The organism is Pseudomonas sp. Leaf15 (assembly GCF_001421425.1).
GTDB classification, from domain to species: domain Bacteria; phylum Pseudomonadota; class Gammaproteobacteria; order Pseudomonadales; family Pseudomonadaceae; genus Aquipseudomonas; species Aquipseudomonas salomonii.
On record NZ_LMKI01000012.1, the window covers coordinates 86,405 to 108,132 of the forward strand.

General features: G+C 60.8%; 19 protein-coding genes. 10 read left to right on the plus strand and 9 right to left on the minus strand.

The window, feature by feature from the left end:
• Positions 1-49: 49 nt before the first annotated feature.
• A complete protein-coding gene (lptG, locus tag ASE80_RS10725; RefSeq protein WP_056858888.1) occupies positions 50-1,129 on the minus strand; it encodes an LPS export ABC transporter permease LptG in 1,080 nt (359 codons plus the stop codon).
• The gene (gene lptF / locus ASE80_RS10730) at positions 1,122-2,240 is read right to left on the minus strand and encodes an LPS export ABC transporter permease LptF (RefSeq protein WP_056858889.1); all 1,119 of its coding nucleotides are present in this window, start codon (positions 2,238-2,240) and stop codon (positions 1,122-1,124) included. Before lptF ends, lptG begins: the two co-directional genes overlap by 8 nt.
• Positions 2,241-2,524: 284 nt before the next feature.
• Between lptF and ASE80_RS10735 the strand changes: the two genes are divergently transcribed.
• The 5 genes from ASE80_RS10735 (at position 2,525) to rlmF (ending at position 9,109) form a co-directional block, all read left to right on the plus strand.
• Positions 2,525-4,015, plus strand: coding sequence for a leucyl aminopeptidase (locus ASE80_RS10735; RefSeq protein WP_056858890.1), 1,491 nt, complete (start codon positions 2,525-2,527; stop codon positions 4,013-4,015).
• A gap of 51 nt (positions 4,016-4,066) precedes the next feature.
• Positions 4,067-4,495, plus strand: coding sequence for a DNA polymerase III subunit chi (locus ASE80_RS10740; protein WP_056858891.1), 429 nt, complete (start codon positions 4,067-4,069; stop codon positions 4,493-4,495).
• A gap of 7 nt (positions 4,496-4,502) precedes the next feature.
• Entirely contained in the window at positions 4,503-4,889 is a 387-nt protein-coding gene (locus ASE80_RS10745) for a hypothetical protein (protein ID WP_056858892.1), read from the plus strand.
• Between the two features lie 150 nt (positions 4,890-5,039).
• A complete protein-coding gene (locus ASE80_RS10750) occupies positions 5,040-7,886 on the plus strand; it encodes a valine--tRNA ligase (protein ID WP_056858893.1) in 2,847 nt (948 codons plus the stop codon).
• A 203-nt stretch (positions 7,887-8,089) separates the two neighbouring features.
• Positions 8,090-9,109, plus strand: coding sequence for a 23S rRNA (adenine(1618)-N(6))-methyltransferase RlmF (gene rlmF, locus ASE80_RS10755; protein ID WP_056858894.1), 1,020 nt, complete (start codon positions 8,090-8,092; stop codon positions 9,107-9,109).
• Between the two features lie 64 nt (positions 9,110-9,173).
• On the opposite strand, the gene ASE80_RS10760 is transcribed toward rlmF, so the two are convergent.
• Positions 9,174-9,455, minus strand: a complete 282-nt coding sequence (locus tag ASE80_RS10760; RefSeq protein ID WP_003188840.1) for an HU family DNA-binding protein — start codon at positions 9,453-9,455, stop codon at positions 9,174-9,176.
• A gap of 397 nt (positions 9,456-9,852) precedes the next feature.
• Between ASE80_RS10760 and yejK the strand changes: the two genes are divergently transcribed.
• Positions 9,853-10,857 carry a nucleoid-associated protein YejK gene (yejK, locus tag ASE80_RS10765; RefSeq protein WP_056858895.1) on the plus strand — a complete coding sequence of 335 codons (1,005 nt, stop codon included), beginning with the start codon at positions 9,853-9,855 and terminating at the stop codon, positions 10,855-10,857.
• Positions 10,857-11,207 (plus strand): glutaredoxin family protein, encoded by a 351-nt coding sequence (locus tag ASE80_RS10770; protein ID WP_056858896.1) that lies wholly within the window; start codon positions 10,857-10,859, stop codon positions 11,205-11,207. Before yejK ends, ASE80_RS10770 begins: the two co-directional genes overlap by 1 nt.
• A gap of 211 nt (positions 11,208-11,418) precedes the next feature.
• On the opposite strand, the gene ASE80_RS10775 is transcribed toward ASE80_RS10770, so the two are convergent.
• The 6 genes from ASE80_RS10775 to ASE80_RS10800 all read right to left on the minus strand — a co-directional run bounded on the left by ASE80_RS10775 (position 11,419) and on the right by ASE80_RS10800 (position 17,689).
• The gene (locus ASE80_RS10775; RefSeq protein WP_056858897.1) at positions 11,419-13,659 is read right to left on the minus strand and encodes a TonB-dependent receptor; all 2,241 of its coding nucleotides are present in this window, start codon (positions 13,657-13,659) and stop codon (positions 11,419-11,421) included.
• 275 nt (positions 13,660-13,934) lie between these two features.
• Complete coding sequence (locus tag ASE80_RS10780; protein WP_056858898.1) at positions 13,935-14,912, minus strand: FecR family protein; 978 nt, start codon at positions 14,910-14,912, stop codon at positions 13,935-13,937.
• Complete coding sequence (locus tag ASE80_RS10785) at positions 14,909-15,487, minus strand: RNA polymerase sigma factor (RefSeq protein WP_056858899.1); 579 nt, start codon at positions 15,485-15,487, stop codon at positions 14,909-14,911. The genes ASE80_RS10780 and ASE80_RS10785 overlap by 4 nt, the downstream gene beginning before the upstream one ends.
• A gap of 7 nt (positions 15,488-15,494) precedes the next feature.
• Positions 15,495-15,821, minus strand: a complete 327-nt coding sequence (locus ASE80_RS10790) for a DUF3325 domain-containing protein (protein ID WP_056858900.1) — start codon at positions 15,819-15,821, stop codon at positions 15,495-15,497.
• The gene (locus ASE80_RS10795; protein WP_056858901.1) at positions 15,822-17,390 is read right to left on the minus strand and encodes a PepSY-associated TM helix domain-containing protein; all 1,569 of its coding nucleotides are present in this window, start codon (positions 17,388-17,390) and stop codon (positions 15,822-15,824) included.
• Positions 17,387-17,689 carry a DUF3649 domain-containing protein gene (locus ASE80_RS10800; protein ID WP_056858902.1) on the minus strand — a complete coding sequence of 101 codons (303 nt, stop codon included), beginning with the start codon at positions 17,687-17,689 and terminating at the stop codon, positions 17,387-17,389. The genes ASE80_RS10795 and ASE80_RS10800 overlap by 4 nt, the downstream gene beginning before the upstream one ends.
• A gap of 171 nt (positions 17,690-17,860) precedes the next feature.
• Between ASE80_RS10800 and ASE80_RS10805 the strand changes: the two genes are divergently transcribed.
• The 3 genes from ASE80_RS10805 (at position 17,861) to fecA (ending at position 21,715) form a co-directional block, all read left to right on the plus strand.
• Positions 17,861-18,349 carry a sigma-70 family RNA polymerase sigma factor gene (locus tag ASE80_RS10805; RefSeq protein WP_056859196.1) on the plus strand — a complete coding sequence of 163 codons (489 nt, stop codon included), beginning with the start codon at positions 17,861-17,863 and terminating at the stop codon, positions 18,347-18,349.
• Positions 18,346-19,287, plus strand: coding sequence for a FecR domain-containing protein (locus ASE80_RS10810; protein ID WP_056858903.1), 942 nt, complete (start codon positions 18,346-18,348; stop codon positions 19,285-19,287). The genes ASE80_RS10805 and ASE80_RS10810 overlap by 4 nt, the downstream gene beginning before the upstream one ends.
• Positions 19,288-19,378: 91 nt before the next feature.
• Positions 19,379-21,715, plus strand: coding sequence for a TonB-dependent Fe(3+) dicitrate receptor FecA (gene fecA, locus ASE80_RS10815; RefSeq protein WP_056858904.1), 2,337 nt, complete (start codon positions 19,379-19,381; stop codon positions 21,713-21,715).
• Positions 21,716-21,728: the final 13 nt, after the last annotated feature.

The window sequence follows — 21,728 nt, forward strand, 5'->3', positions numbered from 1 at the left end:
AAATGCCCCGCTCACAGGAGCGGGGCATTTTTTGTGCATAAGCGCGGTATCAACCGGCCCGGCGCAACAGCCAGAACCCGGCCACGGCACAAATAGCCGTGGGCACCAGCACCGCAAACAGCGGCGAGAACCCGAATACCAGGCTCGACGGCCCAAGCAGGTCCTGGGCGATGCGGAAGGTAAAGCCCACCAGCACGCCGGTAAACACCCGCTGGCCGAGCGTTACCGAACGCAGCGGACCGAAGATGAACGAAATGGCCATTAGCACCAGTGCGGCGGTGACCAGCGGCTGCAACACCTTGACCCAAAATGCCAACCAGTAACGGCCGTTGTTCAGGCCTTGATCCTTGAGGTAGTGGATATAACTCCACAAACCGGAGATCGGCAGGCTTTCCGGGATCATCACCACGGTATTGAGCAGTTCCGGCTTAAGGGCAATGTCCCACTGCTCGGACGGCACATTGATCACTTCGGTGTAGGCCTTGGTGCCCTGCCCCACATTACGGAAATACGTCGTGGTGACATCGTACAGCTGCCATTTCCCCTCGTCGTACTGCGCACGCTTGGAGAAACTCGACGTCAGCATATGCCGCTCTTTGTCGAACGTGTAACGCGTCACCCCCACCAACAAACCGCCAGGCTGCACGGCGTTGATGTGGATAAACTCATCACCCTGGCGGTGCCACAGGCCGTGCCTGGCGCTTTGCGCATCTCCCGAACCCTGGGCCAGGGCGCGATTGGCCTGGGCCGTGGCTTCGGTCGGTGGCGCTACGTATTCACCGATCAACACACTGCACGCCATCAGCAACAGCATGGGTTTCATGACCGCCCAGACGATGCGACCGATGGAAACGCCCGCCGCGCGCATGATGGTCAGTTCGCTGCTGCTGGCCAGGCTGCCCAGGCCGATCAGGCAGCCGATCAGTGCCGCCATCGGCATCATGTCGTAGAGACGACGCGGTGCGGTCAGCGCCACGTAGCTCAATACGTTGGTGACCGTATAAGTGTCGGTGACGTTGCCCACTTCATCAATAAAGGCAAACAGGCAAGCCAGGCCAAGGATGATGCCCAATACCGCCAGGATGGCGATCAGTACGCTGCTACCAATGTAGCGGTCGAGCTTAGCCACGAGCCAACTCCTTCAGGCCACGACGGCTCTTCATTTTCAAACGGATAGGTTCCCAGTAGAGCAGCCCCAGGCCGATCACCAGGAAGATCCCGTGCACCCACCACAGGCCCAGGGTTGGCGACAGCTTGCCCTTCTCCAGGGAGCCACGGGCGGAAATCAGGATGGTCAGGTAGGCCATGTACAACAGGATTGCCGGCAACAGCTTGAGGAAGCGGCCCTGGCGCGGGTTGACGCGCGACAGCGGCACGGCCATCAAGGTCACGATAAACACCAGCAGCGGCAGCGAGATCCGCCATTGCAGCTCGGCGACGGAGCGCAGCTCGGGATTGCCGATCAGCGATAGCGTCGGCAGTGCGTCGCGGTCGGTGACCTCTTCACTGATGTCAGGCTTAGCCAGCATTACGCCATAAGTGTCGTATTTGACCGCCCGATAGTCCGCCATGCCAGGGCTGCCGTCGTAACGATAGCCATTTTCCAGGATCAGGTAGCGGTTGCCGTCAGGACGTATTTCCTGGCGCCCGCTGTTGGCTACCAGAATCGAGATACCGCGATCTTTCTGGTTCAGGCCGAGGTTTTTCTGCGAGATGAACACGCCGCCCAGGTTAGAGCGGTCGTCGGTCATGGTTTCGGTATAGGTGACCCGCGTGCCGTCGTTGAGCGCCTGGAAGCGCCCGGGCTCGAGGGTATCGAACTCGGTCATCGCGTCCTGCTTGTTCAGCAGCAACTGGAACTGCATGGCCCCCTGGGGCGCCAGGCTCATGCTCAACCAGGCCACCACCAGGGCAACGCCGGTGGCCGGCACCATGGTCATGGCCAGCAGGCGCTGTTGGCTCATGCCAGTGGCCGAGAGCACGGTCATTTCACTTTCAAGGTAAAGCCGGCCATAGGCCAGCAGGATGCCGAGAAACAGGCCAAGGGGCAGGATCAACTGCAGGAAACCCGGCAGGCGAAAGCCCATGATCAGGAACAACGCGCCTGGATCCAGGGCGCCCGAGGCCGCCTGGGCGAGGAATTTGACGAAACGACCACTCATGGTGATGACCAGCAATACCGCACTCACGGCACTCAGGGTCAACAGGACTTCGCGGGACAGATAACGGAAGACGATCAAACCAGACACTCCAGGGTTGTCAGGCTAAGGCGGCCAAACAAGCAAGCATACCGAGTCGACCCGCATGCACGGGCCGGCTAAAAAGATTGCGCATTATCCTGTGATTGGCCGCGCCTGTCACGGTGCTTGCTCATGCGCGTGCACAAAGCGTGCTGCAAGGGTTGTCAGGCTGCTCTGGCGAGGTTCAAACTGCGGCCTTTGTCGCGGGCGGTTTACAAAGCTGCCAAGCATCAAAGCCTGCGTACAGACGCCAGGCTCACAGACCTTAAATAAGGGACCCGAAAATGGAATTGGTTGTAAAAAGCGTTAGCCCCGAAACGTTGAAAACCGCCACCCTCGTGGTCGCCGTCGGCGAAGGGCGCAAGCTCGGTGTCGCCGCCAAGCAACTGGACGAACTGAGCGGCGGCGCCATCAGCGCGGTCCTCAAGCGCGGCGACCTGGCCGGCAAAGTCGGCCAAAGCCTGCTGCTGCAAAGCCTGCCCAACCTTAAAGCCGACCGCGTATTGCTGGTGGGCGTGGGCAAGGACGCCGAACTGGGCGACCGCCCGTTCCGCAAGATCATCAGCGGTATCCTCGCCACCCTTAAAGGCCTGGGCGGTACCGATGCGGCACTGGCCCTCGACGAAATCGTTGTAAAAGGCCGCGACAGCTACGGCAAGACCCGCCTGCTGGCCGAAAGCCTGGTGGACGGCGGTTACGTCTTCGACCAGTTCAAGAGCCAGAAGGCCGAACCGCGCGCCATCAAGAAAATCACCCTGCTGACCATCAAGGCCGCCCAGGCTGAAGTCGAGCGCGCCGTTACCCACGCCACCGCCATCGCCAACGGCATGTCGTTTACCCGCGACCTGGGCAACCTGCCGCCGAACATCTGCCACCCTACCTATCTGGGCGAACAAGCCAAGGCGCTGGGCAAAGAGTTCAAGGGCCTGAAGGTTGAAGTGCTGGACGAGAAGAAGATCAAGGAACTGGGCATGGGCTCGTTCTATGCCGTGGGCCAGGGCAGCGACCAGCCGCCACGCCTGATCGTGATGCAATACAACGGCGGCAAGAAGTCCGAGAAGCCTTACGCGCTGGTCGGCAAAGGCATCACCTTCGACACCGGCGGCATCAGCCTCAAGCCGGGCGCCGGCATGGACGAAATGAAGTACGACATGGGCGGCGCCGCCAGCGTGTTCGGCACCCTGCGCGCCGTGCTGGAGCTCAAGCTGCCAATCAACCTGGTGTGCATCCTGGCCTGCGCCGAGAACATGCCGAGCGGTGGTGCTGCACGCCCGGGTGACATCGTCACCACCATGAGCGGCCAGACTGTCGAGATCCTCAACACCGACGCCGAAGGCCGTCTGGTGCTGTGCGATGCCCTCACCTACGCCGAACGCTTCAAGCCACAGGCCGTGATCGACATTGCCACCCTGACCGGCGCCTGCGTAGTCGCCCTGGGCGCTCACACTTCGGGCCTGCTGGGTAACAACGACGAGCTGATCGAGCAACTGCTCAGCGCCGGCAAGGCTGCCGACGACCGCGCCTGGCAACTGCCGCTGTTCGACGAGTACCAGGAACAACTGGACAGCCCGTTCGCCGACATCGCCAACATCGGCGGCCCTAAAGCCGGCACCATAACCGCCGCCTGCTTCCTGTCGCGCTTCGCCAAGAACTTCAACTGGGCGCACCTGGACATCGCCGGTACGGCCTGGACCAGTGGCGGCAAGGATAAGGGCGCCAGTGGCCGTCCGGTTCCCCTGTTGACCCAGTACCTGCTGGATCGTGCCAAAGCCTGAAACTGAAAATTCCGGGGTGGCCTGCATGGCGCCCCGGTCTCAGGAACCGCAATGACCCAAGTCGACTTCTATATATTGCCCAGCGCCGATCCCTCTGCGCGCCTGGACTTTGCCTGCAAACTCACCGAAAAAGCCTGGCGCATGGGCCACCGTATCTATCTGCATTGCAGCGATGCCGCTCAGCGTGAAGACCTTGACGCTCGCCTGTGGCGCTTCAAGGGCGAAAGTTTCGTGCCCCACGGCCCCGCCGAGTCCGAACCCGAAGGCCTGATTGTGCTGGGTTTGGGCGACAACTGCGGCGATCATCATGACTTGCTGGTTAACCTCGACCTGAAAGTACCGGCCTTTGCCAAGGCGTTTGCCCGCGTGGCGGAAGTGGTGGTCGAAGACCCGGCTATTCGTCAGGCTGCGCGGGAGAGTTTCCGTTTCTACCGCGAACAGGGCTATCCTCTGCAAGATCACCGGCTACAACGACTTTGAGCACACGATGGACACTCCAAACCCGCTAAAAAAAGACGACCACTTGCTGGACGACCTGGAGTCGATCCGTCAATTGCTTGGTGATGATGAGTTGCAACCGCCGCTGCTGACCCACTCGGTCGAGAGCGAGGTACAGATACCGCTGTTGTTCGACATGGTCGGTGGCAAACCCGCCGCACCTGAGGCTGTCGCGCCGGCACCCGCTGCAGAACCGGCACCCGCCGCTGAAAAAGCGCCCGACGCGTTGCTGCTGCACCTGGACAACGAACTGCGTGCCGCTGCGCAATTGATCATGCAGGATGTGATCGACGACTTTGCCCCGCATATTGAAGCCGAGATCAAACGGCGGATGGATGCGCGGATGGAGCGGCTATTAAGCCAATACCAGTCCTGAGCCTTACTTAGATCCCTGTGGGAGCTGGTTTGCCTGCTCCCACACTTGCTCAACATACATCTCTAGCCCGTCTTCGCCTCGCCCTGCGCCTTATCCCCCGTTATACTTGTCGGCTTTCCTGAATTAATGCCAACTAGGGTCCCGCCGCGCATGGATAAGACCTACCAGCCGCACGCCATTGAAACTTCCTGGTACAACACTTGGGAGTCCGAGAATTATTTCGCCCCACAAGGTGCCGGCGAGTCCTACACCATCATGATTCCGCCACCGAACGTCACTGGCAGCCTGCACATGGGCCATGGCTTCAACAATGCGATCATGGATGCGTTGATCCGTTTCCGCCGCATGCAGGGCCGCAATACCCTGTGGCAACCGGGCACCGACCACGCCGGTATCGCCACGCAAATGCTGGTGGAACGCCAGCTGGAAGCCACCGGCCAGAACCGTCACGACCTGGGCCGCGAGAAGTTCCTGGAGAAAATCTGGGAATGGAAGGACCAGTCCGGCGGTAACATCAGCCGTCAGATCCGTCGCCTGGGTTCGTCTGTGGACTGGAGCCGTGAGCGCTTCACCATGGACGACGGCCTGTCGGAATCGGTGAAAGAGGCCTTCGTACGCCTGCATGAAGACGGCCTGATCTACCGCGGCAAGCGCCTGGTCAACTGGGACACCAAGTTGCACACGGCAATTTCCGACCTCGAAGTGGAAAACCACGACGAGAAAGGCTTCCTGTGGAACCTCAAGTACCCGCTGGCCGAAGGCGCCAAAACCGCCGAGGGCAACGACTACCTGATCGTCGCCACTACCCGTCCGGAAACCATGCTCGGCGACGCCGCCGTTGCCGTTAACCCGAACGACGAGCGTTACCAGGCGCTGATCGGCAAATTCGTTGAGCTGCCGCTGGTTGGCCGTCGTATCCCGATCATTGCGGACGACTACTGCGACCCTGAATTCGGCACCGGCTGCGTGAAAATCACCCCGGCCCACGATTTCAACGACTACGAAGTCGGCAAGCGCCACAACCTGCCGCTGCTGAACATCTTCGACAAAAATGCCGCCGTGTTGCCGGCCTGCCAGGTGTTCAACCTGGACGGCACGCTGAACGACAGCATCGACGGCAAGATCCCGGCCGAATACGCCGGCCTCGACCGTTTCGAAGCGCGCAAGCAGATCGTGGCCGCCTTCGACGCCGCCGGTTTGCTGGTAAGCGTTGACGACCACGGCCTCAAAGTGCCGAAAGGCGACCGTTCCGGCACCATCATCGAGCCGTGGCTGACCGACCAGTGGTACGTGTCCACCAAGCCGTTGGCTGAGCCTGCGATTGCTGCCGTGGAAGACGGCCGCATCCAGTTCGTGCCTAAACAGTACGAAAACATGTACTTCTCGTGGATGCGTGACATCCAGGATTGGTGCATCAGCCGTCAACTGTGGTGGGGCCACCGCATTCCGGCTTGGTACGACGAGTCGGGCAAGGTCTATGTCGGTCGCGATGAAGCCGAAGTGCGTGCCAAGCACAACCTCGGCGCAGACATCGCCCTGCAACAGGACAACGACGTACTCGACACCTGGTTCAGCTCGGGCCTGTGGACCTTCTCGACCCTGGGCTGGCCACAGCAGACCGAGTTCCTGAAGAAATTCCACTCCACCGACGTGCTGGTTACCGGCTTCGATATCATTTTCTTCTGGGTTGCCCGGATGATCATGCTCACCATGCACTTGGTGAAGAACGAAGACGGTACGCCGCAAGTACCGTTCAAGACCGTGTATGTGCACGGCCTGGTACGTGATGGCCAGGGCCAGAAGATGTCCAAGTCCAAGGGCAACGTCCTGGACCCGCTGGACATCATCGACGGCATCGACCTGGAAACCCTGGTGCAAAAACGCACCTCGGGCCTGATGCAGCCAAAGTTGGCCAAGAAGATCGAGAAGCAGACCCGCGACGAGTTCGCCGACGGCATCGCCAGCTACGGCACCGACGCCCTGCGCTTCACCTTCTGCTCGCTGGCGTCCACCGGCCGCGACATCAAGTTCGACATGGGCCGCGTCGAAGGCTATCGAAACTTCTGCAACAAGATCTGGAACGCCGCGCGCTACGTGCTGGATAAAGGCGAAGACTGCGGTCAGAACGGCGAAGCCGTCGAACTGAGCCTGGCCGATCGCTGGATCATCTCGCAGTTGCAGCGCACCGAAGCCGAAGTGACCCGCCAACTCGACCAGTTCCGTTTCGACCTGGCCGCACAGGCCTTGTACGAGTTCATCTGGAACCAGTATTGCGACTGGTACCTGGAACTGTCCAAGCCCGTGCTGTGGGACGAAAACTCGCCGATCGAACGCCAGCGCGGCACCCGCCGCACCCTGGTGCGCGTACTCGAAGTGGCGCTGCGTCTGGCGCACCCGTTCATGCCGTTCATCACCGAAGAGATCTGGCAGCGCATCGCGCCGCTGGCCGGTATCGAAGGCAAGACCATCATGCTGCAACCTTGGCCGGTGGCCAATGAAGCGCGCATCGATGAGGCGGCTGAAAGCGATATCGAATGGCTCAAGACCCTGATGATGGGCACGCGTAACATCCGTGCCGAAATGAACATCGGGCCGGGCAAGCCGTTGGCAGTGTTCGTGAAGAACGCCAGTGCCGAAGATCAGCGTCGCCTCACCGAGAACGATGCGCTGCTCAAGAAGCTGGCGAAGCTGGAGTCGATCACTGTGTTGGCTGCCGGTGAAGATGCGCCGCTGTCTGCCACTGCATTGGTTGGCGAGATGGAAGTGCTGGTGCCGATGGCAGGTTTGATCGACAAGGGCGCGGAGCTGGCGCGCCTCGACAAAGAAATCGCGCGCCTGCAAGGCGAAGTGCAGCGAGTGGGCGGCAAGCTGTCCAATGCGGCGTTTGTCGACAAGGCGCCGGCTGAGGTGATCGATAAGGAGCGTGCCAAGTTGGCTGAAGCGGAACAGGCTTTGGGCAAACTGGCCGAGCAACATGCGCGGATTTCCAGCCTTTAAACTGGAACCTGTGTGAAAAAAGAGACCTTCGGGTCTCTTTTTTTTGCTCTTTGTGGGAGCTGGCTTGCCTGCGATTCAGTCGACTCGGCCTACCTGCCAGACCGAGCTGATGCCATCGCAGGCGAGCCAGCTCCCACATTTGACCGAGTTGTCTTGAGAATGTGTGACAATACCCACCACTTTGAGCCCACACCAGAATCAACATGACCGCCCCCAGCACACCCAAACCTCCGCGCAAGAAGCCTAAAACCGCCGCCCCGGCCAACCCCGTCGCGCCGCGCAAAGAGGCTACCTTGCACCCGCGCAACCGCCACACAGGCCGTTACGACTTCCCGGCGCTGATCAAGACCACGCCGGAACTGGCGAAATTCGTGATCATCAACCCGTATGGCAAAGAGAGCATCGACTTCGCCAGCCCGGACGCGGTGCGGGTGTTCAACCGGGCACTGCTCAAGTCGTTCTATGGCATCCAGCATTGGGATATCCCGCAGGATTACCTGTGCCCGCCGGTGCCGGGGCGTGCCGACTATGTGCACTTCCTCGCCGACCTGCTGGCCAGCGTCAACGACGGCAAGATTCCGCGCGGCTCCATCGTCAAGGTGCTGGACATCGGCATGGGCGCCAACTGCGTCTACCCGCTGATCGGCTATATGGAATACCGCTGGAATTTCCTCGGTTCCGAGGTCGACCCTATCGCGGTGGCCGCGGCCAAGGCCATCGTGCAGTCCAATGACCTGAGCAAGGTCATCCAGCTGCGCCAGCAACCCAACCCCAAGCAGATCCTGCTGGGCTTGCTGGAGCCGGGCGAGCGCTTTGACCTGACCATGTGCAACCCGCCCTTCCACGCGTCCATGGACGAAGCCACCAAGGGCAGCGAGCGTAAATGGCGCGCCCTGGGCAAGGCCGATCCCAAGCGCAAGCTGCCGGTGTTGAACTTCGGCGGTCAATCGGCGGAGCTGTGGTGTGAAGGCGGCGAAGCACGCTTTGTGACGCAACTGATCGCCGAGAGCGCGCATTTTGCCCACAAGGTGCTGTGGTTCAGCACGCTGGTGTCAAAAGCGTCGAACTTGCCCGCGATCGAGACAGCCCTGAAAAAAGCCGGCGTGCTGGAAAGCCAGGTGGTGGAGATGTCCCAGGGCCAGAAGCAAAGCCGCTTCGTGGCCTGGACCTTCCAGACCAAGAACGAGCAACAGATCTGGCGCCAGCGCTGGGTTCGCGACTGACAAATCGCAGGCAACAAAAAACCGTGCCCGGATCGCTCCGAGGCACGGTTTTTTTTGCTGCGTCTTACTTGTTAACAGCGTCGGTCAGGCCTTTGGCCACAACCAGCTTGATAACTTTCTTGGCAGCGATTTCGATGGCAGCGCCAGTCGAAGGGTTACGGCCAGTACGGGCTGGACGCTCGGTCACTTTCAGTTTGCCAACGCCTGGCAGAGTGATTTCGCCGCCGTTTTCCAGCTGATCAGCAACAACTTGGCTCAGTTGGTCCAGCAGAGCGCGCACGGTAGTTTTCGGTGCGTCTACTGCTTCAGCCAGGTCAGCGATCAGTTGGTCTTTAGTAATAGCCATTGTGGTGTTCCTTCCCTATCAAATTCATATGGATTGCAGAGTGCAGTGTCAGCCGTCGAGCCCGACCGTCATGGCCTGGCACCCCAGGCCTACAACCACGGAGATCGGGGTTATAGATGCTTGAAACGGGGATTGGTTCGACCTGACAGATGCTGAATGCACGCTTAACGCCGAGACTTGGCGTAAGACGGGGCAAAACTAGCACAGAGACGGGGAAATATCCGCCTCAACATACCCATTTGGTCAGCTTTATCGCTCTAAACCGTGAAAAAAAGGCATATGGGCCGTCGGAGGTCGTCCAAAACCGCCTTGCAGGCGCGTCTTGACCAATGGGTGCGGTACACTGGGCGACTTTTTGGGGAGGCCCACCGCTCCCCTTCAACCAGCCGAGAAGCCTATGCCGATCCGTCATTGCATTGTTCACCTGATCGACAAAAAACCCGACGGCACACCTGCAGTTCTGCATACCCGCAATTCGGAGCTGTCCGAATCCGCCGCCATCGAGAACATGCTGGCCGACCTCAACGAGAGCTATAACGCCAAACAAGGCAAGGCCTGGGGTTTCTTCCATGCCGAGTCCGGCGCGCACCCGTTCAGCGGCTGGTTGAAGGAGTATTTCGACGGTGGCCAGGATTTCACCACCTTCAGCCGCACGGCGGTCGAGCACCTGCAAAAGCTGATGGAGGAGTCCAACCTCTCCACCGGCGGCCACGTGCTGTTTGCCCACTATCAACAAGGCATGACCGATTACCTGGCCATCGCCCTGCTGCACCACAGCGAAGGCGTGGCAGTGACCGATGAGCTGGACGTGACCCCGTCGCGCCACCTGGACCTGGGCCAGTTGCACCTGGCGGCGCGCATCAACGTCTCCGAGTGGCAGAACAACAAGCAGTCCAAGCAGTACATCTCGTTTATCAAAGGCAAGAACGGCAAGAAGGTCTCGGAGTACTTCCGCGACTTTATTGGCTGCCAGGAAGGCGTCGACGGCCCGGGCGAGACCCGCACCCTGCTCAAGGCCTTCAGCGACTTTGTTGAGAGCGAAGACCTGCCGGACGAGTCCGCCCGCGAAAAGACCAAAACCCTGGTGGACTACGCCAGCAGCCAGGCCAAGCTTGGCGAGCCGATGGGCCTGGAAGAACTCTCGGGCTTGATCGATGAAGATCGGCCAAAAGCGTTCTACGACCATATCCGTAACAAGGACTACGGCCTGTCGCCGGAAATTCCGGCCGACAAGCGCACCCTTAACCAGTTCCGCCGCTTCACCGGCCGCGCCGAAGGCCTGTCCATCAGCTTTGAGGCGCACCTGCTGGGTGACAAGATCGAATACGACGAAGCTGCCGGCACCTTGATCATCAAGGGCCTGCCGACCCAACTGACCGACCAGCTCAAGCGCCGTAACTGATGCTGGGCGGGGTACTCAAGAAAGTCCTGTTGGTGTTGCTGGTGGTGGTAGTCATCCAGCACTGGGGCAAGATCGAGCGGCTGTTCAACCCCTCGCAGGTGGTTTCGGAGCAGGTACGCGCCTCGGCGCACGTGGTGCTCTACTCCACCGAGTGGTGCGGCTACTGCAAGCAGATACGGCGTTTTCTGGATCAGAAAGGGGTACCGTACCGGGCGTTCGATATCGAGAAGGATGCCCAGGCGCGCAAGGCGTATGAGGCGCTGGGCGGCGGCGGGATTCCGTTTGTGGAGGTCAATGGCACGCTCATTCGCGACTACAACCCGGATGCGATCATGGCTGCCTTGAAGTAACCCCGCCGTTGCAGGAGCCCGTTTGTGTGGGAGCTGGTTTGTGTGGGAGCTGGTTTGTAGGAGAGCTGGCTTGTGTGGGAGCTGGCTTGCCTGCGATAGCATCACCGCGCAGTAACTGACAGACCGAGTTGCCTGCATCGCAGGCAAGCCAGCTCCCACAAAAAGCCAGCTCCCACATAAGCCCGCTGCCACAATGAGTTCTGCAGCGTCTTTAGAAGTTGGCTTCCAACGACACCATCGCCGTGCGCTCCTCGCCCACGTTGTAATACGCCGTACTCGGCGCCAGCCCATTGACCGGCGCCGAGTTGAACGACACGGTACGCGCCGAGCTCAGGTATTCCTTGTCGAACACGTTAAGCATCGACAGCCGCAGGGTCGCAGACTTGATCACCTTCTTGTCCACCGGCAAGTAGATACCGGCATTCAAGTCCACCACCGTGCGCCCGGCGATTTTTTCGTCGTTGGTCAAATCGCCGTAGAAACTGCCGACGTATTTGCCCGCAACGTTGCCATAGAAACGCGAGTCGTCGTAGCCAAACACCAGGTTGAACATGTTTTCCGGGACGTTGGCCAGTTGCTTGCCGGCGGTGGGCAACAACACGTTCTTGCTGAGCAGATTGTCTTTCTGTTCAGACTGGGTGTAGGTGTAGGACGCGTAGTAGTTGAAGTGATGCGGCAACAGCCCGCTCCACTCCAGCTCCAGGCCTTTGTTGTCGACTTTGCCGACGTTGATTACCGCGTAGTCGCCGTTGAGGTCGGTGGTCGACAACTGGCGGTCCTTGAAGCTGATGTAGAACAGCGTCGCGCTCAACGCAATATCGTCTTCGGTGAAGCGCCAGCCCAGTTCCTGGTTCCAGCTCAACTCGGGCTTGAGGCTTACCGAGTCGCCCTTGTTGTACAGCACGTAGTTCGGCGGCGTGCGCATGTTGCGGGTGACGTTGTAGAACGCCTGGTTGCTCTCGTCCACTTGGTACTTGGCGCTGAAGCTCGGCAGGAACTGGTGGTAACGGGTGTTACGTTTTTCCGGTTTGTCGTACAGGCTGCCCAGATTGTTGCCGTCGCGCTCGACGTACTGGTAGGCCACGCCGCCGACAAAACTCAGGTCTGGCGTGGCTTGCCAGCTGTCCTGCACCCAGAGCTTTTGCGACGGTGTGATGGTGTAGTAATGACGGCCTTGTACCGTAGCGCCGTTCTTGTCGACCACCTGCCCGCCGCCGTTGTAGTCGCCCCACACATCATCGGGTGCGCCTTCGCCGTTGATGCCGATAAACGGCTGGCTCTGGCGCTGGCGTGCGCGCTCATACCAGTAGCCGTAGTCCAGGCTATGTTCTTCGTTGATGTCCCACTTCATTTTGGCGGTGACGCCCGGGCGCCAGGTTTCGGTCCACGAAGGACGGTAGTAGTTGAGCGATTTGAGGTTGCTCAGGTCGTAGTTGCCAGCCTTGTCGGACTTCGGCCCCAGGTTCGACGCGGTCTGGCCGCTGAAGCTGCCACCGTTGGCCCAGTAGTAATAGGGCGTAACCGTCAGCGCCAGGTTGTCCTGCAGCTGCCAGCGCTGGGTGAGCGTGGCGTTGACGCTTTCGAAGGGGTTGCGGTTGAGCTTGTAGGAAGACGACAGCAAACCGGACTTGTACACCGGGGTTTCCGAGTAATCCTTGCGCCGCCCGTCGGTGTCGAACTGCGACTTGCTCAAGGAGTTGTAGTTGTAGTTTTCCTGGTTGTTGTACTTGATCGTGGCCAGTGTGGAGTTGCCGCTGCCGTCTTCAAACAGGCTGCTCCACTCGACCTTGTCGCTGCGCAGCGTGCCTTTGCCGCGCCACTTGTCGCCTTCCAGGTGCGAGGCCGAGACCCAGGTCTTGAGGCCGCCGAAATCGCCGGTATTGACCCGCACGAAGGTCTTGCGCAAGTCGTTGGCGCCGACGATTTGTTTAGCAAATACCCCGGCCTCTTTAGTCGGCCGGATAGTGATCATGCCGATGTTGCCACCGCTGGAGCCGATGTGCGGGCCGTCGGCTTCTGAAGAACCCTGTGTCGCGAATACTTCCGCAAGGTTTTCCGGGTCGCCCAATTGGTTGGAATAGACGCTGTAGTTGCCCGAATCGTTGATCGGCACGCCATCGACGGAAACCCCGATCTGGTCGGAGTTCATGCCGCGCATGGTGAAGTTGGTGCCGCTGGTGCCACTGGCGTCATCACTGGAAACGTTGATGCCCGGCGTGTATTTGAGCTTGTCGATGGCGTTGGCGGTCGACGACATCTGGTCCATGGCTTCCTTGGTCACCGTCGACCGCGCTTTGGCACTTTCTTCGCGGATCATGTGGCCGTTGCCCAGGGTCTGTTTGCCGGCAATGTCCACCGAGCCGACGTCCTGTGTGGTGTCTGCCAAAACCAATGGCGCAAAGCTACCTAGGCCCGATGCAAAAAGCAGGGCAGAGAGTGTGTTGATCTTCACAAGTAGATCCCTTACGTGCATCTATCTGTTGTTATGGAGGGCGGTACTGGCTGTCAGAACCGGGTGAACGGCGACGCCAGTCTTCCTGACCACCTGCTCAGGAATCCGAGGATGATCCTTGGCGCGTGTAACGGTTTGGTGACAGGTTTTGGCAATTAGGATGAAGGTTAAGTGAAGGATCTACAGGCAGCGTGATACCAGGCCTGTAACTGTCGGCAGGAAATGATCGCGAGGAAAATAGTTGTAAAAGAAGGTGGCCAGCAAACCGCTCGTGTCTAGCGCAACACAATCATGCGGCCTAAAACCGTGTGCTGTTCAAACCCCAGCACCGCCTGCAGGGCATTCAAAACCGCCACTGGGTCCTTGCTCGGAAAACTGCCACTGACACGCTTGGCGCCCATCTCGTCGTTCAGCAACAGAATGCGCCCCGGATAATAACGGCTCAGGTCCTTGACCACGTCAGCCAACGGCGCCTTGTAGTAATTGAGCCAACCGTCACGCCAGGCCAGGCGGGATTGACTGTCGACCGCGTGCATCGATTCGGCCACACCGTCGGCGTAAGCCACTTGCTGGCCTGCGGTCAGAATTTGCTGTTGGCCCTGCCTGGATGGCGTCACGCCAACCCGACCGGACAACACCGTCACCTGCGCGCCAGCCGGTTGCAGGCGCACTTCGAACTGTGTGCCCAACACCCGTGCTTCGCCGCTGCCGGCCTCGACCACAAAGGACTGGCCGGTGTGGGTCACGCTGAAAAAACCGGCACCGCGACGCAGCTGGATATGCCGCTCACCGTGGCTGAAATCCACGGCGATGGCGCTGTCGGCATCCAGGGTTACCTGGGACTGGTCGGCCAGGGTCAAGGTCTTGACCTCACCCGGCGCGGTCACGTAATCGGCGCCCAAGTCATCCACCCAACGCGACGGCTGCCAACCGGCGCCCATCGACACCATCACCAGCAGGCACGCGGCCATGGCCAAGGCGCCGGACCAACGCAAGGTGCGCGAACGTTTGGAGCTGTTCATCGCATTGAGGTAACCCTGCAAGGCCAAAGCGTCTTCGCCTGCCAGCGTGCGCGCCGGTATTTCGCTCAACTCCCACAGCACCTGGGCCTGGGAATAGGCCTCGACGTGGGCAGGATCGGCCCGCAACCAGCGGCTGAAGATGGCCTGGTCGCCACTGCTGGGCTGGTCGTGCAACAGGCTCAGCCAGTCGAGCGCGGCCTGTTCCTGGGCGGGCGTGGGAGTAACGTTCACGGTGCTTTCCCTGGCGTGCGTGGGGGCAATGGTTCGCGAAGGCTGGCCTTGCAGGCTTCGAGGGCACGCATCATATGTTTTTCCACGGCGCTTTGGGACAAGCCCATGGCCCTGGCGATTTCTGCGTACTTGCGGCCGTGGATGCGGTTGAGCAAAAAAATCTGCCGTGTGCGCTCCGGCAGGCTGCGCAAGGCGGCTTCGACATGGCGCAGATCATTGCCCGCTTCGAGCGCCGCCTGGGGTTCGGAGCCCTGATTGTCCTGCTGCTCCGGCAGCCAGCCTTCGCTGCTGCGCACACGGGCGCCTTCGCTGCGCAAGTGGTCGATGGCGATGTTGCCGGCGCAACGCAGCAAGTAAGTGCTGAGCTCTTCGACCTGCACCAGCGGGCGGCGCCAGAAGCGCAGGAATAGATCCTGTACCAAATCCGCCGCCGTGGCGCGACACCCCACCCGGCGGCTGACCAGGGCTTCCATTTGCGAACGCTGGGACAAAAATACCTGCAAAAAATGCGCACGCCCACCTGCCGCATCGGTGTGCGGGCTGTCCTGGGATTCGGGTGGCGTGCTGATCATCATCACCGGCTCAGATTAAGGCGAAGGCTGCGACAGGGCTGGCCAGCAGGCCGGCGCCCGCCAGGATCAGGGCCAACCTTGGTCGATACGGCAACAGCAACACCAGCAGCAGCGCGCTGAGCATCAACACCGCGCACCACTCCACCAATCCTTGAGCCCAGCCTGAAGCGGCGACGGCGGGCCAGATCGACACGCCCAGCAACAACCAACCGGCCAGGCGCAGGCTTGAACGCCGCGCGGGCGATGGCTTGCTGTGCAGCAACTCGCCGTGATGGCGGTCGGTGGCCAGGCACAACGCGGTAAACCCGGCGTAGCACATCAACAGGGCAAGCAGCATTCAGTGCGCCTCCTGCTTGAGCGTGATTGCGCGCACGCGTTCGGCCTTGGGTTGCGTGCGGTGCTGCATCTTCCACGCCGCCCAGGTGAGGAAAAGGCCACTGGCCAGGCAGGTCAGGTCGAAGCCGGCCATGGCCCAGTCACCCTTGGCCAATGAGGTGCCCAAATGCTGCGAGGTGGTCAGCGCGTTGAGCAAAGGGATCGCCACAAACAGCAGCGCAGCGAAGCTCAGTTGCTCAACCCAAGCCTGGCGACCACGGCGCAATACAGCATGTAGCAAGCTCAGGCCCCAAACGATAAAGAAGGTTTGTATTTCCCCATCGGAACGTTCGGCGAAACTCACCGGCAACAGGCGGTTGGCCCAGAAAAACGCCGCGATGGCGATCACCAAGCCAGACATGCTGGCGATGTTGAGCACGTCCACCAGCCGCAGTTCAAACGGCATCACCCCGGTTTTAGCGTGCTTGAGCTGGCGCTTGCCCAGCCAGATCACCAGGCCGGTGCCGATCATCGCCGTGCCCGCCAGGCCGCAGATAAAGTACAGCCAGCGCAGCACCGGGCCGGCGAAATGGCCCATGTGCAGGCCATAAAAACTGCCGCCAATCGCCGCGGGCAGCGATTGTTCGCCACTGACCCGCAGCAACTCGCCGGTGGTGCCGCTGAATGACACGCTGCTGCCAAAGTCATGCACCACGCGGTCGGAGCCGGCCCGGATCACATTCACCGATGCATTCACATCGCCAGGGTTGTTGACTGCCAAACGGCCCACATGCCCACCGGCCCATTGCGTGCGCGCCTGCTCGTACATCGGCCATAACGGCAGCAACTTGCCCGGCTGGCCGAGCGCCGGTGCATTGTCAGTATTGGGGAACACTTCATTAAAGAACGCGCGGCTGTCGTTGCCGTACGAGGCGAGGATCGGCGCGGGCATCACCATGCTCATGAAGATCACCAGGCTGCTGTAGGTGATCATCAGGTGAAACGGCAGCACCAGCACACCCACCGCGTTATGCCCGTCGAGCCAGGAGCGCTGGCCCTTGCGCGGGCGGAAGGTGAAGAAGTCCTTGAAGATTTTCTTGTGGGTGATGATCCCGGTGATGAGCGCGACGAACATCACCATGGCCGCGATGGTCGACAGCCAGCGGCCCCACGGGTAAGGCATTTGCAGCTGGAAGTGGAAGCGATAGAAGAAATCGCCGCCCATGGTTTCGCGAGCTTGCACGGGCTGAGCGGTGACAGGATCGAGGACTTTCTGGATGAAGTTGCCGCGTTTGCCGGGGTCGACTTTGTCTTGCCACATCACCGACAGACCAGGGTCACGGCTGTTGGGCAGGGTGATAAACCAGCGCGCGGCGTTGGGCGCCTGTTGCTGCAGATAGGTTTGCGCAGCGGCAAGGCTGCGCGCTTCATCCAAGGGATACGCCTGCACTTCGGGCTGCATCCAGTGGGTAATTTCGTCCTTGAAATAGGCCAGGGTGCCGGTCAGGAATATCGCAAACAGCAGCCAGCCGAAGATCAGGCCGGCCCAGGTGTGCAACCAGGCCATCGCCTGGCGAAAGCCCTCTTTCATGTGCGTGCCATCCAAAAACCCACGCCCGCCAGGGTGGCAAACAACGCGCTGGGCAGCATCACGCCAAACCAGGCGCGCGAGGCTGTGCGGCAAGCGAAGCACCAGATAACGGCCAGCAGATAGAACACGAACGAACTCATCATCCCGGTGATCACCGCATCGGCGCGCGAGGTGGGCATCCACAGCGCCAGGCACACGGCGGCCAGGGACGCCATCAGATAGCCGCCAACCACGGCAGCCAGCGCACGCGAAGTGACGGCGAGGCGGTAGGTGACGGGCAGTGAGGGTTTGCTTTTCATGCGGGAGACGCCAGATTCATCAGCGCGCAATATTAATGATAAATATTCTCATAAGCAAAAGAGAACGGATGAATCACCTGCCCGCATGGATTGCCGAATGCGTATCACGCCCCTTACAATGCGAACAATTCTTGTTCTCTAAAGTACATTGATACTTTCGGAGTGAACGCGTTGCAGCCGTCCAACACCGTCGAAGTCCTGTACCACGACCATCACCTCTGGCTTACCGGCTGGTTGCGACGCAAGCTCGGCTGCCCGCAAAGCGCGGCGGACCTGGCGCAAGACACCTTTATCCGCGTGCTTACCGCTCGCGAAGCCCCCACGCTGATCGAACCACGCGCCTTCCTCACCACCATAGCCAAGCGCGTGCTGTGCAACTTCTACCGCCGCCAGGATCTGGAACGCGCTTACCTCGACGCCCTCGCGCAGATGCCCGAACACGTGGCGCCCTCGGAAGAAGACCGCGCCATCATCCTGCAAACCCTGGTGGAGCTGGACCAACTGCTCGACGGCCTGCCCGTGCAGGTCAAGCGCGCCTTCCTGCTGGCCCAGCTCGACGGCCTGACCTACGCACAAATCGGCGCCGAACTGGGCATCTCCATCGCCACGGTCAAGCGCCACCTGAATAAAGCAGCCATGCGCTGCTACTTCGCCCTATGAATTTTTCCACGCAAGTGGCCGAACAGGCCGTGCACTGGCTGATGGAAATGCAGCAAGGCGCGCTTAACCCACGTCAGCAAGCGGCGTGGCAGCACTGGCTGAATGCCCACAGTGAACATCAGCGCGCGTGGGACCATATCCAGCGCGTCAACCAGCGCCTGCGGGGCATGCCCTCGCCTCTCGCTCACGCGGCGCTGAACGCGCCGCAATCGAATAGCCGACGCCAGGCCCTGAAGCTGTTGCTGATTCTCGGCGCGGGTTCGGCCGCCGCCTGGGGTTTGCGCCAACAGCATATTTTGCCGCCGCTGAGCGCCGACTACCGCAGCCCCATCGGCGAACGTCGCAAGGTGCAGTTGGCCGATGGCAGCCAGTTGCAGCTCAATACCGGCAGTGCGGTGGATGTGCATTTTGATCGGCAGCAGCGCCTGATCCGCGTGCTCGAAGGCGAGATCCTGTTGACTGCACGCGTAGGCGATACACCGCTGCGCGTACTCACCGGCCAGGCTTTGCTCAGCAGCCAGGCCGCCCGGCTGAACGTGCGCCAGTTCAACGACCATACCCAACTGGCGGTGTTCGACGGCCACGTCGAGGTGATGCCCAACAGCTACAGCGGTTTGCCGTTGACGGTCGAGGCCGCGCGCCAGGTCAATTTCACCCGCAAAGGCTGGGACACACCGCGCCCGACCGACGCCAACAGCGGCGCGTGGGCCGACGGCATGCTGGTGGCGGCGCATATGCGCCTGGAAGATTTCCTTACCGAGCTGGGCCGTTATCGTCGTGGCCAACTCAACTGTGACCCGCAAGTGGCGAACCTGCTGTTGTCCGGCAGTTATCCATTGGCCGACAGCGAGCGCATTCTCGACCTGCTGGAAGTCAGCCTGCCGGTCAAAGTGCGGCGCTTTACCCGTTACTGGGTGACGGTCCAGGCACGTGCCTGAAACTTTTTTCGATAACCGTGAGCCGTTTTCCACACCTCGCGTGACAGAGAAGGAAAGCCACCTTGATCCTTCCTTCTCAGGACCGCACGTCATGCCCCAGCAGCCGACCCTTCTCGCCCGCACCTTGCGCCAACTGTTACTCGGCGCCAGCCTCAGTTTCACCGTACTGCCTCAGGTGATGGCGGCCGAGGCCAAGCCGTATCACATCGCACCGGCCTCGTTGGAAGCGGCGCTGAATCAGTTTGGTCGCGAAGCTGGCGTGCTGATTTCTTTCGGCTCCCAAGTCACGGCCGGCCTGCAGAGCCGTGGTTTGTCGGGCAATTACAGCGCCGACGAAGGCCTGCAAAAATTGCTGGAAGGCACCGGCCTGCAAGCCCGCGCCGAGGGCGACAAGGCCTACAGCCTGCAACCGGCCAGCGCGCCTGCGACCGTGGAGCTGCAAACCTCCAGCGTGGTCGGCGACTGGCTTGGCGATGCGGCGCAAACCAATGTGTTCGAGCACCCCGGCGCCCGTGACGTGATTCGCCGCGAAGAGTTCGAACGCCAAGGCGCCACCCAGGCCCGCGATGTGCTCAACCGCATTCCCGGCGTCAACGCCCCGGAAAACAACGGCACCGGCAGCCATGACATGGCGCTGAACTTTGGCATCCGTGGCCTCAACCCACGTCTGGCCTCGCGCTCTACCGTGTTGATGGACGGCATCCCAGTGCCTTTCGCGCCCTATGGCCAGCCGCAGCTGTCCTTCGCGCCGATCAGCATGGGCAACATGGACGCAGTCGACGTGGTTCGCGGCGGCGGTGCCGTGCGCTACGGCCCGCAGAACGTCGGCGGCATCGTCAACTTCGTGACCCGCGCAATCCCGGATGCGCCCACCGTCAAAGGTGGCTTGCAGACCGAGACCAGCCCGTCCTCCAGCCATGACGGCTTCAAGACCACCGGCAACCTGCTGGCTGGCGGCACTGCCGACAACGGCCTGGGTGGCGCAATCCTGTACTCCGGCACCCGTGGCGGCGACTGGCGCGAAAACAGCAACACGCGCATCGACGACCTGATCCTCAAGGGCAAATACCAGCTGGACGACGCCAACAGCTTCAACGCCATGGCGCAGTACTACGAAGGCCAGGCCGATATGCCCGGCGGTTTGAACGTCAAGGACTACAAAGCAGATCCGTACCAGTCCACCCGTCCTTACGACAAGTTCTGGGGCCGCCGCACCATGTTCAACGCCGGCTACCGCTACCAGGAAGACCGCCGCGAATTCACCGCCAACACTTTCTTCACCACCACCTTGCGTAATGGCTACCTGGACCAGGGCAACTTCCTCTCGTTGTCCCCGCGCGAATACTGGGTACGCGGCCTGGAAACACGCTTCGCCCAAGGTTTCGACCTCGGCCCCACCAGCCATGAAGTGGGCGTCGGCTATCGCTATATCAGCGAAGCCGGCCACGAGATGCGCTACCGCACGCCGATCAGCGCCAACCAGCAACTGCCCAACACCAACAGCCGCAACGACCGCGACACCCGTGGCGCCACCGAAGCCAACGCGTTTTTCGTCGATGACCGCATTGATATCGGCAAGTGGACCATCACGCCGGGCGTGCGCTACGAGATGATCGAATCCCAGCAGACCAACAACCTGAGCAACGTCAAATACAAAGGCGACTACAACACCGCGCTGCCGGCGTTGAATGTGCTCTATCACCTCACCGAAGACTGGAACCTCTACGCCAACACCGAAGGTTCATTCGGCAGCGTGCAATACAGCCAGATGCCCAACCGCGTGAGCAGCGGCGAAGTGAAACCGGAAAAAGCCCGCACCTGGGAACTCGGCACGCGCTACGACAACGGCAGCCTGCGTGCGGAGATCGGCGCGTTCCTGATCAACTTCGACAACCAGTACGACAGCAACCAGGCCAACGACACCGTGATCGCCCGTGGCGAAACGCGCCACCAGGGCATCGAGTCGAGCATCAACTACGCCCTCGACGGCTTGAGCCCGGCGCTTGCGGGCTTTGACGTGTACGCCACCTACGCGTACGTGGACGCGACCATCCGCGAAGACGGCCCGAACAAAGGCAACCGCGTGCCCTTCTCGTCCAAACACAAAGGCACCCTGGGCGTGGGTTATACCGAGGGCCGCTGGAAGCTCAACCTCGACAGCAGCTACCAGAGCAGCCAGTTTGCCGACAACGCCAACACCCAGGCGGAAACCGCAGACGGCGCCAACGGACGCATCCCTGGCTATATGCTATTCAGCAGCCGCGCGGCGTATGACTTCGGCCCGCAATTGCAAGACTTGAACGTGGCAGTCGGTGTGAAAAACATCTTCAACAAGCAGTACTTCACCCGCTCGTTCGATGACAACAACAAAGGGAAATATGTGGGGGAACCGCGCACCGTGTACGTGCAGACCTCCATCGCGTTTTAGGTACCGGCGAGGC

What these genes read in the sequence shown, in the direction of transcription:
- ASE80_RS10735 (WP_056858890.1), top strand. Translation starts at nt 2,525, where the DNA reads ATGGAATTGGTTGTAAAAAGCGTTAGCCCCGAAACGTTGAAAACCGCC.
- ASE80_RS10740 (WP_056858891.1), top strand. Translation starts at nt 4,067, where the DNA reads ATGACCCAAGTCGACTTCTATATATTGCCCAGCGCCGATCCCTCTGCG.
- ASE80_RS10745 (WP_056858892.1), top strand. Translation starts at nt 4,503, where the DNA reads ATGGACACTCCAAACCCGCTAAAAAAAGACGACCACTTGCTGGACGAC.
- ASE80_RS10750 (WP_056858893.1), top strand. Translation starts at nt 5,040, where the DNA reads ATGGATAAGACCTACCAGCCGCACGCCATTGAAACTTCCTGGTACAAC.
- rlmF (WP_056858894.1), top strand. Translation starts at nt 8,090, where the DNA reads ATGACCGCCCCCAGCACACCCAAACCTCCGCGCAAGAAGCCTAAAACC.
- ASE80_RS10760 (WP_003188840.1), bottom strand. Translation starts at nt 9,455, where the DNA reads ATGGCTATTACTAAAGACCAACTGATCGCTGACCTGGCTGAAGCAGTA.
- yejK (WP_056858895.1), top strand. Translation starts at nt 9,853, where the DNA reads ATGCCGATCCGTCATTGCATTGTTCACCTGATCGACAAAAAACCCGAC.
- ASE80_RS10770 (WP_056858896.1), top strand. Translation starts at nt 10,857, where the DNA reads ATGCTGGGCGGGGTACTCAAGAAAGTCCTGTTGGTGTTGCTGGTGGTG.
- ASE80_RS10785 (WP_056858899.1), bottom strand. Translation starts at nt 15,487, where the DNA reads ATGATGATCAGCACGCCACCCGAATCCCAGGACAGCCCGCACACCGAT.
- ASE80_RS10790 (WP_056858900.1), bottom strand. Translation starts at nt 15,821, where the DNA reads ATGCTGCTTGCCCTGTTGATGTGCTACGCCGGGTTTACCGCGTTGTGC.
- ASE80_RS10795 (WP_056858901.1), bottom strand. Translation starts at nt 17,390, where the DNA reads ATGAAAGAGGGCTTTCGCCAGGCGATGGCCTGGTTGCACACCTGGGCC.
- ASE80_RS10800 (WP_056858902.1), bottom strand. Translation starts at nt 17,689, where the DNA reads ATGAAAAGCAAACCCTCACTGCCCGTCACCTACCGCCTCGCCGTCACT.
- ASE80_RS10810 (WP_056858903.1), top strand. Translation starts at nt 18,346, where the DNA reads ATGAATTTTTCCACGCAAGTGGCCGAACAGGCCGTGCACTGGCTGATG.
- fecA (WP_056858904.1), top strand. Translation starts at nt 19,379, where the DNA reads ATGCCCCAGCAGCCGACCCTTCTCGCCCGCACCTTGCGCCAACTGTTA.